This window comes from Chitinophaga filiformis, assembly GCF_023100805.1.
Classification (GTDB): Bacteria; Bacteroidota; Bacteroidia; order Chitinophagales; family Chitinophagaceae; genus Chitinophaga; species Chitinophaga filiformis_B.
On record NZ_CP095855.1, the window covers coordinates 6,660,195 to 6,679,150 of the forward strand.

An 18,956-nucleotide genomic window follows, 5' to 3' on the forward strand; every position below is an offset into this window, starting at 1 on the left:
AGCCTGTAAACCCTTTGTTTACAGACGGTTAAAATTGGCCATTGCCGTACCGTAGCTTTACGGTCCGGGCAAAAGGAATGTTAAAGTTACTTAACTTGGTGATCTAATCCGTTATTCTTGTCGTAATTTAACTTGTTGAGGGTATCTGAGCCCTTGACTTCAAATGCCATCATCAACAATTTAAATCATGCGAAGATACTCATTATTAAGCTGTTTACTGGCACTAACTATCAGTGCCTGTGCACAGGGCGGAAAATCAAAAGACAAAGTACCAGGAGATATGGAAGTCAGCAACAACGTTAAAACTGAAAAAGCGACATTCGGGGGCGGCTGTTTCTGGTGCACGGAAGCACAGTTCCAGTACCTGGATGGGGTAACAAAAGTAGAATCCGGTTACGCCGGCGGCACGGTTCCGAATCCGACCTACGAAGAAGTAAGCAGCGGTACTACCGGTCACGCAGAAGTGATACAGGTAACCTACGATCCTTCCAAGATCAGCTATGAAGAGCTGTTGCAGGCATTCTGGCAGAGCCATGACCCTACCCAGTTGAACAGGCAGGGCAATGATGTAGGCACACAATACCGTTCCGTTATCTTTTATCACAATGAAGATCAGCACAAACTGGCGGAACTGTACAAGGAAAAACTGCAGCATTCGGGCGCCTATGACAAGCCGGTGGTAACGGAAATAGCACCTATGACCGCTTTTTACAAGGCCGAGGACTATCACCAGAACTACTACAATGAAAATGGCTCCCAGCCTTATTGCCACTTTGTGATCCAGCCGAAACTGGAGAAATTCAAAAAGGTGTTTAAAGATAAGTTAAAGAAGAACTAACTTATTGTAATACAACATTTTTCAAAGCGAATGGCCTGCCGGTCATTCGCTTTGTGTTTTACTCCTTATCTGAGAGTTTTACATATCTTAAAATAAAGGTATATTGCAGCAGGACAAGACATTATCCCTACGAACTGTTAAGCTCTATATACCACATACCCATGAAATATGAACCATCTGCAGGTGCGAACATCTCCGAACAGGAGAAGGCATTTCGTTCCTTTATCAGCAACGACCCTGCGCTGACTTTTTTCCTCGAAACGGGCAGTATGCGTAAGAACGGAAAATTCTCCAAAGAAGAGATCTATAAGGATCCCGCGTTCCTCGCATTTATTTCCCCTTATTTCCAGGATGTCTATGTGAAGGCCATACTAAGGGCCTTTGATCTGAAAGACACGAACCTGATGAGTGATGTGGCAGCAAACCCTATCCTGCTGGATGATGCGTATAAAAAACAGGCTTTTGATCAGATCCTGGCATACCTGGAAGAACAGAAAATGAAACTGATATCACTGAGCAATAAACTACATTTAGGAGAGGCTATTGCGCTGCTTGATCTGTCGGAATACGCCGGCATCATGACCATTGCGAACCTGAACTACCTGCCTGCCGAATTCCAGGACTTCCGTTCTGCCTATGCCAGGGAAATACTCAAAGTAATACGCTGGCAGGTAAACCGCGATTTCCAGGCCGCATTGAACATGGCAACCGACCTGCGCCAGCTGAAATGTGATGCCCAGACTACATACGATGCTGATGCCCTGTATCAGCAACTGGAGAATGCAAGTCAGAAGGCGAGCGCCGTGGAAGGTCTTTCCGGCGGCGGTGGTGAGATGAGTACAGGTAAAATAGTAATGACAATCATCGGGATTATCATTTTTATCATTAAGCTGATACTGATATTCTCAAATTAAGATATCGTTTGCAGGATTGTGCCATCCGCCAATCCTGCAAACTGCTACCTGCTATATAACCCATGACCCATGAAATACAAGCAATCCGCGGCAGCAAATATATCCGAACAGGAGAAGACGTACCGCACCGCTATCAGCAATGACCCTGCGCTGAGCAATTTCCTCGAAACCGGTTTCATACGCCCCAATGCGAAATTCGCAAAAGAGGCGATCTACAGGGATCCCACATTCCTGGCTTTCATCTCCCCTTATTTCCACGAAGTGTATGTAAATGCTATTATCAGGGCCTTTGATCAGAAAGATACCATCCTGATGAGTGACATAGCAGTGAATACTATTTTACTGGACGATGCCTACAGGAAACAGGCTTTTGATGATATCCTGGTTTACCTGGAACAAAGGAAATCGGTATTGACATTGTTTCACGCTACGCTGCAGATGCAGGGAGCCGTTGACGACGTTATCCTGACTGAGCATACCGGCACATCAACTATCTGTAATCTCAATTACCTGCCGGGCGAATTCCTGGAATTCCGTTCCAACTATGCGCAGGTGATCATGAAGGTGATTAACGCACTGGTTGAACAGAACCTGCTGACCTCAATGAAGATCGTTATAGATCTGCGTCAACTCAGGGTTGATATACAAACATCAAAGGAGGTGAAGGCGCTGTATCAGCATCTCCACGCAAACCGGCCGGAAAGCATTGTTAAACAAGACGCTGATGATGCCCGTCCTTACAGAGAGCCTGACAGATCTCACAATTCCGGTAACTCCGGTAATTCCAGCGAATCCGGCGGCTTCAGCCGGATCATTCGTAATATAGTAATAGGCATCATCGTCTTCATCGTTATCATCATCAGGATGCTATTCGGCTGGAATGACAGAGGGTACCGCAGCCGCTCTTATCATTCACCTTCTTACTATTCTTATCCCCGTTATCGTCGTTAACCTTGTAAAGGCATACACGATACGTTTCGAAGATACAAACTCTTACATCCAATACCCATGAAATACGAACCATCCGCAACTGCGGATATCTCTGAACAGGAGAAAGCATTCCGCGCAGCTATCAATAATGACGCTACACTGAGTCATTTCCTCGAAACGGGCTCCATACAAGAAAACGCAAGATTCGCAAAGGAAGCGATCTATACAGATCCTGTGTTCTTGGCGTTTATTTCACCCTACTTCCGGGAAGTGTACATTGCAGCTATATGTAAGGCATTTGAGCAGAAAGACACCAACCTGATGGGTGGTATAGCGGCGAATCCGGTCCTGCTTAACAGCGGGCACAGAATGCAGGCCAATGATGAGATCCTCCTTTACCTGGAAGAAATGAGGACGAAACTGGCAGCGCTGCATCATAAACTGGTGATGTACGACCCCTTCGAATTTACCGACCTCTTAGCATATACGGACGTATCGACAATCAGTAACATGAACTATCTGCCGGGCGAATTCCTGGAATTCCGTTCCAGCTATGCGGCATTGGTGGTGAAGGTCATCAAGGCACTGGTCAACCGGGACTTACCGACATCATTGACGATGGTCTGCGATCTCTGTGAGCTAACGGTCGATATGCCGACCCAACAGGATGTTCATGCGCTGTGTACGCTGATTCATGATGCAGACCAAGAGCAAAGGGGGATGGAGCGTGACAAGGAGCGTCTGTACAAATTCCTGACCACTCCTCGCAGACGTCATGGGTATGATGATTTATGGCCGTTCTGATTGATGTTGTTGTTTTACAGTGATGTTTTATTCGCTGAAAAAGGTATAAATGCCCGGAAGGGGAAAAATAAAAGCTGACTGAAGGGAAATGGTAAGGCCATTGGCTTCAGTCAGCTTTTTTATTAGTAGAAAATTCTTGTTACGTCCTTCCGGATTCCTTATCTTTTTTTATAAGAAGATAGCCTTTATACCAGGCCTGCGCCTCGACAAAAGATGAAAAACTGTTTGCAAGCAATTCATAATCTTTGACTCCTCCCTGGTACCAATATACGGGGGGATCATCGCCTTCATCTAGTTTAAAGAAATAAACAATTGCATTATCCAGAAAACAACCAAAGACAAACATATTCTTGTCCAGCACAAAATCGGTTTTGTTTCGTGCAATGATGTTTTCTGCACCCGCCCTCATTTCTTCAAACTGCGGAAATTGATAACTGTTATCATCAATAAAATTGAATCCCCACCATTCACCAAGAATAAGATATACTTCACGATAGCTTTGGGGGAATTTAACTCCCAATTTTTCTTCTATTTTCCTTACCTCCTCTTCGGTACAGGCATCTTCTTCTTCAGCATGCTCCTTATACCCCAGGAGGAAGTTCATATATCGATATTCTGCAGCCATTATCTTCTCATATATTTACTTTTCTAAATTATTATTTTTTCCCCGAATCTTAGTCTTGCCATCACCTCAAATACATTTTGCATAAGAGGGGCAACCCACCATCCGTTAATTTATTGCATCACCTATTTGCCTACTGCATACTTCCCTTCATAAACTGTCATTTTCTCAGTCGGAAGCTTAAACTTCTTTTTAAACATCCCGAGTACATTATAGCACGACGGACATACTGGCCTATCACTAATAAATTCTATTGATTCTATGTCACCCTCCTCTATTTTCGTCGCAGGGCCTGAATAGTTCTTATCCGTTCTCCACAAATACCATTCAGCGACCTTAGATTCGGTATCCTGAATACGCAGTCCCTTCCCTTCGCCTACCTCAATTTGATGGTAACTCCTAACGCCTTCCCGCACGTCCATAACTACTATACCATCAAATCCATCCTTTTCTTTACTAAGTCCACTAAGTACCTTAGCCTCAAGTCCATCCGTTTCGCTATTACGTCCACTAACTGCAATTAAGAATTCGGGGTCTTGCTTACCTTTTATATTAACACGCGTAATAAGAATATTCTTATCCGCAGAAATTCCTAGCTGTGTCCTCACCTTAGTGATCAAGTTTATTTGTTCCTCAGTAAGAGGAAGATGATTTGTTATGCCATTATTGAAGAGTCCATAAACACCAAAGCTGACATTAACATCCTTATGCTTCTTGAATAACTTGGTTAATTCCTTTCTTGCGGTCACCATTTTTGTTGCGAGTTCGTCCGCGGATTCTCCGGTGTTTAAAAGTTTCCTTGCCTCCTCCGCATATGTTTCTGCCTCCTTCATTTTATTATAAACGTTCCCGAAAAGTTCCTCGTCATCAGCGAATTTTTGCAATAAAATAGTTCTCGCTTTAGTCGTCTCTCCGGCTTCTTCTACTGCACGCTGTAACCTAACCATGAAGTTTCCACCCGGCTTCATAAAGCCATCATCTGCACGTTGTATGGCTCTATATGCACTTACAAATGCGTTATTAGCGGCCAATTTCTCTGCAACTTCGGCAGTTACACCAAAGTTCTCAATAATTTCCGCCGCTGATCCCGTTCTGGGCATGGCTGGACCAAGTCGGATCGGCCTTTTACCGGCTGGCTTCTGTTCTCCAACCAATACCTTCCTATTTTTATCAATATTGCCATTTTTATCTATATACTTAAATCCATTTTCAGCCTCTATTACTCCATTATCGTACACTTTCACAACTCCATCATTCGCAACAATCGAAACTTTCGCATTACGTGCTACGTCCTGCGCTGTTTCAATATCACCACATGAAAGCAACACCAGTTGTTTGTCTTCAGGGAATCCTTGTTTTTTAATCCATCTGGCGAGGGATCTATGATCCATTTCTATCTCCGTACCCTGGTGGATGATATTAAACTTATTTCCCTTTCCATGTACTACTATGTAGATATTATTATCAATCGCCCCCCTGTCCAGGCGTTTCTTCACCAGCTCAATATCCGCCGGCCTATCCATCGATACTGCTCTTTTTCCAATTTGTTTCCCATCTGATATAATATCCATAACCCCGGCGGATTCACTCAGTCCCGACCCTATTCTTTCCAACTCCATCAGTTCCCTCATCGTTGCATTATGAGCCCTTCTGGCATCAAGCAATAAATCAAGGTCTTCTACATATCTTTGAACTTTTGGAGCCGCTTTTGCCATGCTGGGAATGGACAAGGCAAAACTTGCTACCTGCAGTGTTGTTCTCCATTCCGGCGACAGCGCATCATAGTTTATCAGTTGCAATGTAAGGTTTCCAGCAGACCCTACCATATCAGCAACGGCAATGACCTTTTGTATATATTTCCCCGCATCGAGGAAGACAGACATCTCACCCATTCCAATTACCATCATACCAAGATCAACCGCCAGGGTGACTTGCTTTTCTGTCTTCCTCGTGTCGGCAATAGTTGCCATTAATGCAACCTGTATAGCCGGCATTTGCAGCAATTGTCCTTTCGGAATCATTTGGCCTCCCATTTGAAAGGAGCCCACAACTTCTACTGAAACGTAGTCGTTATAGTTATACAGTTTGTTGTTTATAAAAAGCTTGTTCTTTGTTTCAAATTCGATGTCCGCATTTGAGAACTGTAACAGATCTGCTTCTACTTTGGCAACCAGCTCGGGTTTATTTAGTTGATCACCTATCTCCTCTTCAAGATAGTTGAAGTGTTTTGACAATGTTATCATGTTACTCAATGCCATCAGGACATCCATTTGAGATGCTTCCGGCTTACCATTGTCCACAAACAGGTCGTAAATGGCCCTGACAGTAATACTATCCTCGATATATTTCAGCATTGCGCCGGCTTGTTTATCCGCGACGAAACTGCTTAGTAAGCGTATGTATGACTGATCTTTCCCTTCAAAAAAATCCAGATCACGATTCTCGTAATCTTGTGTCATCATCTTCAGTGCCAGTCCACGTTTGTCTACTGAAATTGTTTGCAGGTGGAATATAGGATCATTCTTCAGTTGTATAAATATGTCCTTAACCGGCGTGTTTCTGTTAAATTTATCCCAAAAGTCCTGGTCCTCCACCAGCGAAGTATTGATATACTTAATAAACTCAGCATAGAAAGTCTTAAAGAATAAGATATCATCCTTTCCATATGCTGACTTAATATCAGGATGGTCAATCAAATATTTGCCCCACGGATACTGATAATCATACACCGTTCTGTCGGCACCAGGAATACCTGGATCTCCTGATGGAACATATGCAGTTATAGTCTCTGGTACTTCCCAGTTTCCTAATTTGGTTACAACATTATTCGCAAGCGTTGATCCAAATTTGACTGTATAAGGCTGTGTAAAACGTTCGAAATAGTCAGGATAAACATTCCTCATCTGCGCCAACTTATCTATCCAGATATATTCACTCTCGCGACAATGCTTCGCCGTCATACTAACTGTGACATCCGTAATACAATACAGACACCCAAGGGTCCTTCCTGCAGTTACTTCCTGTTCAATTACCTCTGAAGCGTGGGTAATAGGATTTTCATGATGCATTGGCATCTGCGTTTGATCCTTGAATGGCGTGAACCTTTCTGCCATCTCGCTAAACGTCAGCTTCAAATCTCCTTTTTTGTAAAAAGGCAGATCCCTTCTGCTAAATTTCAGCAATTTGTACACAGCACCACATTGAACAGGATAAACAAAACCTTCCACCTTTGCAGGGTTTTCAACATTTTGTTTAAACTCATCACCTACCGCATTTTTATATACACCATCTGCAACAACAAATTCATAATTCAGGAACATAGGATCGCCGGTCTTCAATCTAAAACTCTTGACAGCACCTACCGTTATTTCAGGATCAAACTGGTCCTTCCCGTCCTTAATCTTGATGGCACCGTACTGGAACTCTACATTGCTCAAATTATCAAATGGTACTACCAGTATGGTACCCGCCGGTGTCAGGAAAGATACCGTCGTGCTATCTGCATTGAGAAAGTCCCGGGCGATATATATCGCGGTATAGTTATCCCCCGCATCATCATCTTCAAACACGCCCCATACACTTCCCGGATCATGCAACACATCCCACTGATACTTGATCAACCCATAGCCAGTGCCATAATCCATCAGGTTATCTGTCGCACTCTTCTCCAGCCCCACATTGGTACTAAACGTATGCTCCAGCGTATAATCGCCATGCCCGATCTCATGCACCACCGTACGAACAATAGTCGCTTCTGATGCCTGTTTCGTGAATATGAAACCATACTGGCTGCCCCGAGGCATTTTACCTGTCAGGTCACCATCAGACAATGCTGCTTCATTCACCAGGAACAGATATACAGCATTATCATCTATCTTGGTCGCCTTCTTATACGCTTTCTTCAGCGCCTTCTCCTCACCGGTGAAATCATTGCTCAGGAATGCACTTCCCTTATCCTGCAGCACGCTGTCGCCGTTCTTATCCCATGTCCTGTTATAGCGGAAGCTTTCATCTACCTGTACGGTATATGTAATACCCAGTTTGCCATAGGTATCCTTCAGGGCAGTTTTTATCTGCTCTGCAGCTACAGGGGTCTGTGCACCTATTGGCACCAGCACCAGTGTTTTCTGTATTGGCTTGTAGCTTGGTACCAGCAGTTTACCCAGGCTGATGTAGCCACCATTACCATCCGGATGAGCAGCGTATATTTCCTGTGCATCACCACCAGGACCACCGGTCAGGTTAATGGTGAAGGTATTATTACCATTATCTTTCGCTGTCAGTACGATGCCTTTACCTGTAATGAACTTCAGTTTGGAAGCAGTGATACCGCTGGCTGCATTCGTCAATGTAGCGATCACTTCCTCCTGTGCATCCGGCACAATAGCCTTAGCGCTTACATGGTATTTACCACCTGCCAGCGATTCATATTCGCGCTCTACATTGGTTTTACCGGCATAGCTGCTCTTCCAGGTATCAAATGCATACACGTTGCCTGTACCCGGTGTAAAGGTTACAGTGCCTTTATCGGGCTGTAAGGTTTTCAGGGATTCGAGTACTGCAGAAGTGATGGTATTATCGCGCTTACCGATGGAAGTTACCTTACCACCTTTGTCGATATTATACATGTTACCATCTGCATCTTCCAATACCAGCGGCAAGGTCTTACCCTTGTCTTTGTAGTTGATCACTTCTTCCTGGCCGGTATTACTGTCGGTGAGCGTAATAGTACCGGCATCAGTATTTACCTTGATATTGGCTGGTGAGAAGATCTTCAGTTTGGTAGTGATATCCGGTATGAGATCGCCATTCACGACACCACCTACATCATTACCGCCATGCTGCTCATCCAGTTTATCGCTTACAAACTTGTCGATACTTTCTGTTACAGCCGTTACCTGGCCTGCTATTACTTTCAGGTCGGTATTGACAGTGATGTCTTTAAATTCCATCTGCAGCCCGATACCAAATCCCAGTGTGATCACACGGCCTTTACCGGTAAACTTGCCATTACCGCCACTTACTTCGGTCAGGATGATATCAAAATTGCCTACACGGACGATCTTGCCAGGGCTTAATGAAGCCTGTGGCGTCTGATTGTCCAGCGCAGCGAGTAAGCTGACATCTCCGCATACAAAGGCCTTCGCCGAATCAGTTTTAATGGTCACAACATCACTAAAAGGCCCGTACACACCCCCAATCTTCCATTGCAGTCTGCCTTCGTATGCACGGTTAGGTTCCAGGCTGTTGACCGTGAATGCGGTATCTGACTGCTTTTCTTCCGTCTGCCAGTCAAATTCTGTATCGCCCATTTTGGCAGCACGGTATTGCAGGCGATAAGCTTCTACCTGGTAGTTGGCATCCGCCAGCGGCCAGCTGAAACGCAGACTGCGTTCGCCTGTAGCGCGGCCTTTCAGTACCGGTTTAGGTACATTATTCTGTGTGAATGGATTTTTTCCAAGATAAGTGAAGGTACAGCTCAGGCTCAGCCCCTGGTTGCTGAACATGTCCCTGCCACTTTTATCGCGGGCCTGTACTGTCCACACGTATTGCATACTGTCCCTGAGCTGAGGTTCCCCAGGGCCGTATACGATCGTATTGGTCTCGGTAACTAATGTATAAATGGGTTTGGCGCTGCGTACAATATAATCAGGATTGCTGCCGGCAGGCCTTACTTCATACAGCGAGAATACATATTCAGTACCGCTTCCCAGTATAGGATTAGGGGAATTGCGGCTGCTCCAGTTAAAGGTGAGGAACTGCGGATCCAGTTTCTCCACACGGCTGTTACAGATAGGCAGGTTTAACAATGGCGGATCGCTCTTCCGGAAGAAGAAGACGTTGGAGCCCATATTACTCACCTGTACCTGCGGACGGCTATAGTCATATGCAGTGAAGGAAATGCGGTATGCACCTTCAGGCAGGGAACGGGTCTTTTCATACTCGTTCCGGCTGAATCCTCCACTGTATTCAATATTGGCGGGGTTAAGATAATCGGCCAGATCTATTCCACCTATAATAGTAGGAATACCCGGGCTCAGGGAAAGCGGTCTGGGGTTGAACGCAGTGGCTGTCCGCATAATGACAGTTCCATTCTGTTCTACCGTCATCCGCAGCCTTACATTATAGCTGGGCAGCGTCAGGTCATTCTGCACCAGTATCACACGCAGCTTGTCGCTGCCCGCTACGGCATAGTCGGGCAGGTAAACGCTGTAAGGCGGTATGATCTGTGTACTGGCAGTAACAGGATATTGCTGGGCTTTCACGTTTGTTATACCTGCAGCCAACAGCAGCAGGCACAGAACGTAACGGTATATATGGGACATCCTCAGGATATGATTAAACATCGTTGTCAAAATGAATAGGTATAGTTGATCGTGCTTGTCAGTTCGTTATAACCCGGCTGGTTGGTGGTAGCGCCGCGCAATACCCAGGAAATGGTAGCGCCAAATGTATGTGTCTGTTTGCTGAAGAACTTCCGCTTACCCTCCCCATCTGCAACCGCTTCCGATTGTTTGCTCCTGGGACTGTAATTGATATTCAGTCCTGTATTGAACAGGGTACTATTGGTGGTGGTGGTCAGCCCCTCTCCTGTTGTGTTTTTGGCGGACGTCACGTTGTATACCGCAGAAACACCTGTACGCAATGTTTTTTCCAGGAACTGCTTATTGACATTCACACCGGGCCCCATGAAGGTGGTGCTCAATCCGGCTGCGGAGTTCTTATAATAGTTCACCGAAGCGCTCATAGTAAGATCTTTCGGTGGCAGGCTATAGGAATAGCTGACATTCGAAGTAAAGAATTTACTAAGTATAGCGGTAGTATCTGCACTGCTTCTGTCGCTGGCATACTGGTAGGAGGAGTTCAGCGTAATAGCCTGTTGCCGCTCCTTATCGCCGGCATGATACATCACCATGCCATTGTAGGTATTGTTCACCTGGTAGAAATCCAGGGTATCCATCGGGTTGTTAAAATACGGATCTATCTGTGGCCTTACACGGGTATAGTTGCTGAAGTTGGAATAACCGCCGTTCAGCACCCAGTGTTCACCCGCCGCGACGCTCGCGTTTCCGTTCACCACCCAGCGTTTGGCGTCACTGCTCTTGCTCTTGTCCAGGTTATTGACCTGCATACCCGCATTGGCAGAGAGGTTCACTTTACCGTTGAACAGCTTGAATGAAGGTGCCACGGTGATGTTACGCATATCGTTCACCACATTATAGGCGCCCAGGGTAACGTAATCGGGCGCTACTCTTTCATAGCGCAGCTGTACGGTGTAGAAGGAACCATTGTATCCGAGGCCTGCCTGGATAGCATCGAAGTAACGGGTATTGTTGGTGGGCGACAAAAAATGCTTCAACAGGTTGGAAGTACCCCTGCTGCTGTCAAATGCATTCTTTTCTCCACGTACATCGCGGTTAATGGCAGACACGGAATATTCCATATCTACAAAGATGTGCTGCACGATGCTCTGCCGCACAGTGAAAGCCACTGCGACGTTCTCTCTCGGCGTGATGGTAGCATCATCGGGTATAAAAGGCAGGGAGGCAGGATCGTCTTTAGCGCGGAAGAGTGATATGCCATAGGCATTACCGGCGTTTTCATACGCCACTTTCAGACCAGCGCCCTTACGTTCAAATGAGGCCCTGCTGTAGCTTTCCGGGGCCAGCACATCAAATGGAACCGCCTTCAGCAAGGTACCGTACATAGCTGAGATATGCCATTTCCGGGGCGTCAGCTCTACACCTACCCCATTGAACATATGACCTGCCAGTGTATAGTTACTGAAGTTCATACTGGTACTGCCCACATACAGGCGCGCCCACTTATAGCTTGGTGCAAAGCGGAACTGGTTAAAGGGTTGGGAATAGTTCTTTCCCTGGTTGCTATAGCTAAAAGAGAAAGGCATATCATACCCGAACATATTGATATTGATATTACCGTTGAGATACCAGGCAAACGGATCTCTCCGGCTCGCGATGCCACTGGCTGTATAAGCGGTGGTGCTGGCATTGACAGACCCGTTCATGGTCACACCTTTCTTCACTCCAAACTGATCAAGCGCCTGGCCTTTTACGGTGCCGGCGCCGCTCAGCAGGGCGCCGATCATTGTAATAAAAAATATCTGGCGATGCTTCATAACGCAATGCTTTTATCGGTAGATAATAACCGGATTAATATTTAACTTCCACTACCCTGCTCATCTCAGCTTTCACATCGCCCTTCATCACTGCGGTAATTTTATACTTATAGATATTGCCGAGGAAGACCTCGTTATCTACCCATTGCGGCTTAGTACCATCTACTGTACTGTACAGAATAAAAGGATTATCATTCTTTGCACGATAGATCCGGAACTGTTTTACTTCCGGCTGATTATACTGCCAGCTTAACTCTATCTGCTTCTTTTCCGTGTTTACCATTCCTTTGAGGCCTTTCACCGCAGGACGTTTACCTGTTTCAAACCAGATATCGCTGCTGATTTCCTTTGCACGATTGCCGGCATCATCATATACCTCCAGCTCGTAGTAGTACGTATTACCCATTACCAATGCGGTATCTGTATAGCTTTCCCGTTTGGAGGCAGTGTCCCATGCGGCCACCTGCCTGCGGCTGCTATCTTTTGTATTGATGCTGTAGAGGGCATATTTCACTACATCATGGCTGGAGCTGTTGATCCATTCCAGCACGATGGCGCGCAGGCTGTCAGATCTGTAAGCTTTTGTAATAAGCGGACGGGAAGGCGCTATAGTATCTGGCCTTCTCAGCATCACGTAGGGCGAATATTCTGATGGGTTGAAGTTCTTGTCTACCGCGATCACTTTATAAAATACATGCGGGGTAAGTGTGTGCAGGGTTACGGTATCAGTGAAGCCAGGACGTTTTAATATTTCACGGGTTACCTCCACAAACTCCTCTTTTGTACTGTTAGCCCTGAACACCCTGTACCCCTGGAGATCCTTCTCGGTGTTGTTTGTCCAGGTCAGCGTGACGATACCAAGGGAATCTACTTTACCGGCCAGGCCTACCGGAACGGCAGGCGGCATGCTGTCTATGAGCTGTGCCAGGTAGGGGAATGAATAGATGGCTTTACCACTCTTCGTGATCCCTTTTATGCGGTAGTAGTTGGAGACAAACGGCTTTTCATCTGTGAAGGTGGTAGCGGGCGATTTCAACGTTGCCAGCGGCAGGAATGGCCCCTTGCTGTTCTCTGCACGGGTGATGATCAGTTTATCCAGCTGACGGGATAATTTACCCGGCAGGGACCATTGCAGTGTGATCTTTTTGTTGTCCACCACGATCATGGTATCCATAATGGGCCTGTCTGATACTGTTGGTACGCCGATACCTTCTACGGTCGATGAGTAAGGACCATATTCTCCAAAGGGAGTGATCCCCCTTACGCGATAGGTATATTTATTGTCATTGTCGGGCAGAGAGTCCTGGTAATAGGAGAACCCGTTCTTATCCGGCGAGGTGGGCAGGATAGGCAGTTCCGACACAGGTTTAAAGTTTTTGCCATCCGCAGCGCGTTCCACCATATAGGCGCTGTACATGCTACGGTTAAATTTGGTGAGCCAGCCTAAGGTAGCGGTACTGTCTGCGCAGACAATAGCCATTTCAAGTGGCTTTGCCAGCACAACTGGTTCATCTAGCGATGCTACCACATAGGCGGTATCTATCAACAGGTTCTGTGGTTGCTGCGCCGGTGCGATGCGATATACATAACGCTCTCCTTTTTTCACATCACTATCTTCCAGGTACAGGCCCGCGCTCTGTGCTGCGGCAATTGAAAGGTCGCAGTTCAGCAAGGCCATTCCCATCCGCCAGTTGTTGGTGTTCTGGCTTTCCATATAAGCACCGATGCCCTGCTCCGGCGTCACTTTTTTGGCGCCTTCCCCGTAGATCAGCTCTGCGATCATAGCGATACGGTCATCCTTTTCTGCAAGGGCTTCCATGCGTTGCAGGGTATAGGGTTTTAATGGCTGAGGGGTCAGTATTACCGGTTTAGGCCGATTGATCAGCGCACCGTTTGCAGCCACTGTGAAACGTTCAACCGTATAACCGTATTTATTACCGATCTCCCAGGCTATATAGCTGGCGGGCGACCAGCGCAGGCGAACCTTCCCGTTCTTTGGATCGGCCACGCCCACTATTTTATGTTCATTATCCTGTCCATAGGAAATACCTGTGCCGCAACATAACAAGGTCACTGAAGTCAAAAGGGTTAAGAGGATACGACGCATGTAGTTTATAATTTATAATAGATACTCTTTGTAACTGTTGATGTGACTTTGTTGATACCTGGCAAACGATACTGCAGTTCTACCGGATAATAAATATTACCCTGCAGATCCGGGAAGGTGTGCAGCAGGAGATTACCTGCCGGTGTAGTGCTGGTACCGTTGGTATACAGCCTGCCCGCTTTCGCATTCAGGTCCATATAATCCTCATGTGCTACATAAGGTACGTAGTACATGAAGCGGCATTGACCAGGCCTTACAGGCGCAATTCCATCACTCACGTTATTGCTTTCCAGCTGGTAATAGTTATTATCGTTGTTGTACAGGCGTACCGCTTCCAGTGGTGGTAAACCTCCGGTAGTAGTTACATCGCGGGCAAGGGTCATGGATGGTGCAAACGGATAACCATTATAGAGCAATGGCATTACCTGGTTCTGCAGCCATTCATTGTTGGTACCCGCTTTCAGCAGTATGAGCGGTTTGGTAGAGAATGTCGCATCGCCACTTACATCAAACCTGTCAAATGTTTCCTGGGTATTAAAGCTGGTACCGATCACAGTTACATAACCGATAGCGATATCAAAGAGATCTTTAGAACCGGTAACATTATTCATCTTCTCAGCAAAGGTGCCGTACCTGCTGGTGCGGAAATTGTATGAGATGACCTCTTTATCTGCTTCAGAATTAGCATTGCCTTTCAGGGCGGTCTGTGTAAGAGTGGTGCTATCGCCGTCTTCTCCTACTGTGGTCTTGGCGTTCTTCGTTACGTTGTTGGCCGCGTTTTCCAGCGACAGGGAAGAACGGACAATATTATAGGTATAGATCGTTTCCTTTGACAGGTCAGCAGGGATATCAAAGTTTACCTGTGCTGCAGCTTCATCATAAGATACGCTCGTAGTGGCTACCTGTTTCTGTGCGGAAGTGAAGGCCGCTGTAATGCTGTAGCTCTCGCCTTTGTCGTCTGTTTTCCGGAACAGCTTCGGCTGACCGTATTTCAGTTTGAGATATCCTTTATTGTATTCACCCGGGAAGAAGTTGTACTGGTTCCTTACAGGATAAGCATATACTACGTTTTCCCAGCTGATGGTCTTAGGCTCTTCGCCGGTAGTGAATGTGCTGGATTTTGTTTCATAGTCGATGTTCCTGCCGTCGCTCTTCAACGCATCCCAGCTGGCGCCGTTCTGTTTCTCAAAATGGACTTTAGCCCCGGCCGTCAGTTTGGTTAATCCAGGCAGGATGTCGCGCTGATTGAGGGTTGCCGACATACCATCAGGATTTACAACAATTGCTCCTGTGATAGGCGTCTTATCGTTCATCAGTGTTACTTCATCCAGTTTCACACGGTAAGTAGCTACCTGGTCAAGTTCATTCATCATAGAGAAAGGTTTCTCGATCGCCAGGTTGAAGGCTACCTGCGGAGAAGAGAAGACACTGACATCGTTGCCCTGGTCGTCAGGTTTGATGTCGCTGATCACTTCTACGTTTATCTCTTTCGCACCCACTATTTCACATTGAGAACCCAGTTCTACTTTAATATTTGCAGTTCCTTTCACCAAACCACCAAGCACAGAATATTTCACACCCGCCATACCCCTGAACCAGGATGGATTAGGTAATTTCGCCTGTACCAATATGGCTGCGGATAACTTAGCAATATCAAATGAGCGCTTCTTTCCCAGTACTTTCACACGGATGCCCACGTTCCCTTTGAGATAAGCGTATGCCTGTCCGGATGCATACCATCCGTTAAAACCGATAATGCTGTTGCTGCCCTTACATCTTGCCTCTCCGTAGTTACGCAGCAGGATATCGGCGCCTGCACCTATTGCAAATTCACCATATATACCATAATCAAATGAGAAGCCTGCCTTGAAGTGTGCACCAAAGCCAAACCCTTTACCGGTGCTCATGGTGTTTTCCATGGCCATGAAATTGGTATTGACATTATCAAACACTTCGCTTACTTCCACAGGCACCGGTGGCATATCTTCCACTTTTGACCCCATCATAAAGTAGCTGCTCACTTCCGCTACTCCTGCAATGGAGAGCGCGTTCATCTGCGAAGGACGGCCTATATAGAGGTACCAGTCATCCTTGCCTACATGCAATACCGATTCGCCTACCAGTCCGCGTTCATGCGCACCTTTCACGATACCGGCAATGTTGACATAGGTTTTTATGCTGGCGTCAAATGAACTGTTCACGTTGTCAAACCGCATCTTAAACTGTACCCATACCGGGGCCGATTCATCTTCTTTCGCTTCGTTCTTGCTCTTCGCTTTTACAACCTGGTGCATGACATACCCGGCACCGTCAAACTGTGCATAACGGAAACCTCCGTTCGTACCGAACTGTACTTCCAGCGCCAGGTTGGCATTGATCACGACATCCGTTGAAAGCGCCAATGTCACACCACCCATGAAACCAAGTCCCGCATCTTTTGATGGTACATATTTAAAGATCTCGTTCACGTCTTTCAGGCCACCTTTTTCATCTATAGCATTCCTTGAATCGTAAGGATCAAAGTCTGAAGGGCGCTCCATATGATAAGACATACCACCCATCATACCTGTGATCTGTAACATTGGTGGTATCGGCACCCTGACGCCTATATAAGCATCCACATGCCAGTAACGGAAATCATCTTTGGAACCAAAATAAGCTGTTGCAGAGGCTTTGGGAATAGGTCCCGGCAGGGCGAAATCAAGTTTCCCCCTGAAGCCGTTCCCGTATACAGGATGGTTATCGAACAGCGAAATGATACCATGCATCTGGAAGGCCATTACTTTCACATTCAGATCAATATCGCTGATCGTTACTTTGTCCAGTTTCCAGCGTGTGTCCACTTTTTCTACAGGCTGGTTATCGACCATCACGGTCTGTTTGATCTCTTCCTGTGCTGCAGTGATGGTAAATGAAGTGCTGCCACTGAAGCCCTTATCGCCCGAGCCCATAAAGTTCAGCATCACGGTAGCGCCTACTGCTACTTTTCCTTCGGAGATACCTAAACTCAGCTCGTCGAAAGCGATGGGGAAACCACTCATTTTCGCATCGCCGGCTGTGGCTATTTCGAATGTACCGCTATGTACATAAGGTTTCTGTGTAGAAAGGGTCAGGTCTTCGAAAGAGATGTCCTTAATATTCAGCACACTCTTATTAAGCTCTACCTTACCGGTCAGTGTTGCTTTCGGAATGAAGTCCTTAGCCGTTTTGGTGACTTCTATGCGACAGTCCTTGTTCAGGGTAATTTTACCTGCAAAGAAGGAATATGTTTTATCTTTTGTGGTGGCGAGTGCGAATGAATAGTACGTATCGTTGCCACGCATACTCACTGCGGCATCGTATGCCAGCGGATCGTCGCCCAGGAAGCCTATTCTCATTTCCCCACCCAGGGAGCCGCCATTGAGCTTGTTCTTGCTGAAACTCAGTCCTACTTTGTCGATAGACATTGGCCAGCCACCTGCGCTGGCATCGCCCAGCTTTACAATGTTTTCAGCTTCCAGGCTACCGCTCACCCCCTGATCGTCTATAATGAAGTTGGACACGGTCACTTTAGGCCGTCCTTTAGCGGAAGCCACCTGCTCCGGTAATCCTACTTCCAGCTCCTGGAGGTAGAACCCGCGCCACAACAGCGGACTGGAAGGATCTTCCAGCATATCGGCAGTGACATCCAGGCCGGAAGGATTGGCCAGGTCACTCATATCGATGACGGCGTGCTTTACCTTAAAGTTGAAGTCTTTGAGGCCTTTGATACGGAACGGAGGAATATTGATATCAGCGATGATGTTGCTGAGATCTTTCGCTGAATTGATGGACAGGACTGCCTGTACGATCTCTTTACCCGGATCGTCCGGTTCTATCCATCCTTTATCAAACTCAAATACACCACTCAGGTTGGCCGATTTAAAGCCATTACAGTCCCATTCTACGAAGTTGCTGCCGTCTCCGGGAAAGTTAAGCTCTACGTGCTCGTTAAAGTTAACACGCTGGTCGTTCAGCAGCAACAGTTTGGTGGAGTTACCTACTCCGACACCTCCCGGCGTAAAGGCGATATCCTTGCCGCCGAATATCAGCTCGCGGCTGGTACCAGGGACATTGAAACGAAAATAAGCGCTCAGGTAGGCGCCCTGCGGCGTCATACGAATACTGTCAATGGCAATGACGTAGACCTTGCCGTTTATTTCACGGACAAGTCCCACAGGCAGTGTACCCAGCGATTCGTTAGTCAGGAAATTGATAAACTTGTTCTTTTCCTTGATCTTATTGAACACGCTGATTGCATGATCTACAAGGCCTTCTTTTGCCGTGTCTTTTGGAAGACCGGTTGTGGAATTTGTGGCGTTAGCGTAAACAGGCCACAGAAAGAACAATAACAGTGAAAATACTGCCAGTCGTAGGACGGGTACAGGGTGGTGCTTCATCGGTCAACGGGTGGGAGTCCCTTAATATTAACAATAAAACAAATGTAAATTATTTATTGTCCACATTACAATTTTTTATTCAATGTTAATTTAATTTAATGTATTATTCTTTATAAACAGGTGATTATCAGCAATGTGTAGAACGGTTGGTTTATGGGTTTTCGGGTTTGTCTTAATTTCCAG

Annotated in this window: 9 protein-coding genes; 4 read left to right on the forward strand and 5 right to left on the reverse strand. The window is 46.3% G+C overall.

Annotation, left to right across the window (positions count from 1 at the left end; all coding sequences use genetic code 11):
• Positions 1-187: 187 nt before the first annotated feature.
• From msrA to MYF79_RS25915, 4 genes are all read left to right on the forward strand, one after another.
• Entirely contained in the window at positions 188-838 is a 651-nt protein-coding gene (msrA, locus tag MYF79_RS25900) for a peptide-methionine (S)-S-oxide reductase MsrA (protein ID WP_317233093.1), read from the forward strand.
• A 161-nt stretch (positions 839-999) separates the two neighbouring features.
• On the forward strand, positions 1,000-1,752 hold the full coding sequence (locus MYF79_RS25905; RefSeq protein ID WP_247810787.1) for a hypothetical protein: 753 nt from the start codon (positions 1,000-1,002) through the stop codon (positions 1,750-1,752).
• A 69-nt stretch (positions 1,753-1,821) separates the two neighbouring features.
• On the forward strand, positions 1,822-2,703 hold the full coding sequence (locus MYF79_RS25910) for a hypothetical protein (RefSeq protein WP_247810788.1): 882 nt from the start codon (positions 1,822-1,824) through the stop codon (positions 2,701-2,703).
• 57 nt (positions 2,704-2,760) lie between these two features.
• Positions 2,761-3,486 (forward strand): hypothetical protein, encoded by a 726-nt coding sequence (locus tag MYF79_RS25915; protein ID WP_247810789.1) that lies wholly within the window; start codon positions 2,761-2,763, stop codon positions 3,484-3,486.
• A 139-nt stretch (positions 3,487-3,625) separates the two neighbouring features.
• Here the strand turns inward: MYF79_RS25915 and MYF79_RS25920 are convergent, their stop codons facing one another.
• From MYF79_RS25920 to MYF79_RS25940, 5 genes are all read right to left on the reverse strand, one after another.
• Positions 3,626-4,111, reverse strand: coding sequence for an SMI1/KNR4 family protein (locus MYF79_RS25920; RefSeq protein ID WP_247810790.1), 486 nt, complete (start codon positions 4,109-4,111; stop codon positions 3,626-3,628).
• Between the two features lie 122 nt (positions 4,112-4,233).
• Positions 4,234-10,434: a fibronectin type III domain-containing protein gene (locus MYF79_RS25925; RefSeq protein WP_247810791.1), complete on the reverse strand. Its 6,201-nt coding sequence runs from the start codon at positions 10,432-10,434 to the stop codon at positions 4,234-4,236.
• 26 nt (positions 10,435-10,460) lie between these two features.
• A complete protein-coding gene (locus tag MYF79_RS25930; RefSeq protein WP_247810792.1) occupies positions 10,461-12,248 on the reverse strand; it encodes a hypothetical protein in 1,788 nt (595 codons plus the stop codon).
• A 34-nt stretch (positions 12,249-12,282) separates the two neighbouring features.
• Positions 12,283-14,355: a fibronectin type III domain-containing protein gene (locus MYF79_RS25935; protein WP_247810793.1), complete on the reverse strand. Its 2,073-nt coding sequence runs from the start codon at positions 14,353-14,355 to the stop codon at positions 12,283-12,285.
• Between the two features lie 5 nt (positions 14,356-14,360).
• Complete coding sequence (locus tag MYF79_RS25940; protein ID WP_247810794.1) at positions 14,361-18,773, reverse strand: hypothetical protein; 4,413 nt, start codon at positions 18,771-18,773, stop codon at positions 14,361-14,363.
• Positions 18,774-18,956: the final 183 nt, after the last annotated feature.

What these genes read in the sequence shown, in the direction of transcription:
- MYF79_RS25925 (WP_247810791.1), bottom strand. Translation starts at nt 10,434, where the DNA reads ATGTCCCATATATACCGTTACGTTCTGTGCCTGCTGCTGTTGGCTGCA.
- MYF79_RS25910 (WP_247810788.1), top strand. Translation starts at nt 1,822, where the DNA reads ATGAAATACAAGCAATCCGCGGCAGCAAATATATCCGAACAGGAGAAG.
- MYF79_RS25915 (WP_247810789.1), top strand. Translation starts at nt 2,761, where the DNA reads ATGAAATACGAACCATCCGCAACTGCGGATATCTCTGAACAGGAGAAA.
- MYF79_RS25905 (WP_247810787.1), top strand. Translation starts at nt 1,000, where the DNA reads ATGAAATATGAACCATCTGCAGGTGCGAACATCTCCGAACAGGAGAAG.
- MYF79_RS25930 (WP_247810792.1), bottom strand. Translation starts at nt 12,248, where the DNA reads ATGAAGCATCGCCAGATATTTTTTATTACAATGATCGGCGCCCTGCTG.
- msrA (WP_317233093.1), top strand. Translation starts at nt 188, where the DNA reads ATGCGAAGATACTCATTATTAAGCTGTTTACTGGCACTAACTATCAGT.
- MYF79_RS25935 (WP_247810793.1), bottom strand. Translation starts at nt 14,355, where the DNA reads ATGCGTCGTATCCTCTTAACCCTTTTGACTTCAGTGACCTTGTTATGT.
- MYF79_RS25940 (WP_247810794.1), bottom strand. Translation starts at nt 18,773, where the DNA reads ATGAAGCACCACCCTGTACCCGTCCTACGACTGGCAGTATTTTCACTG.
- MYF79_RS25920 (WP_247810790.1), bottom strand. Translation starts at nt 4,111, where the DNA reads ATGGCTGCAGAATATCGATATATGAACTTCCTCCTGGGGTATAAGGAG.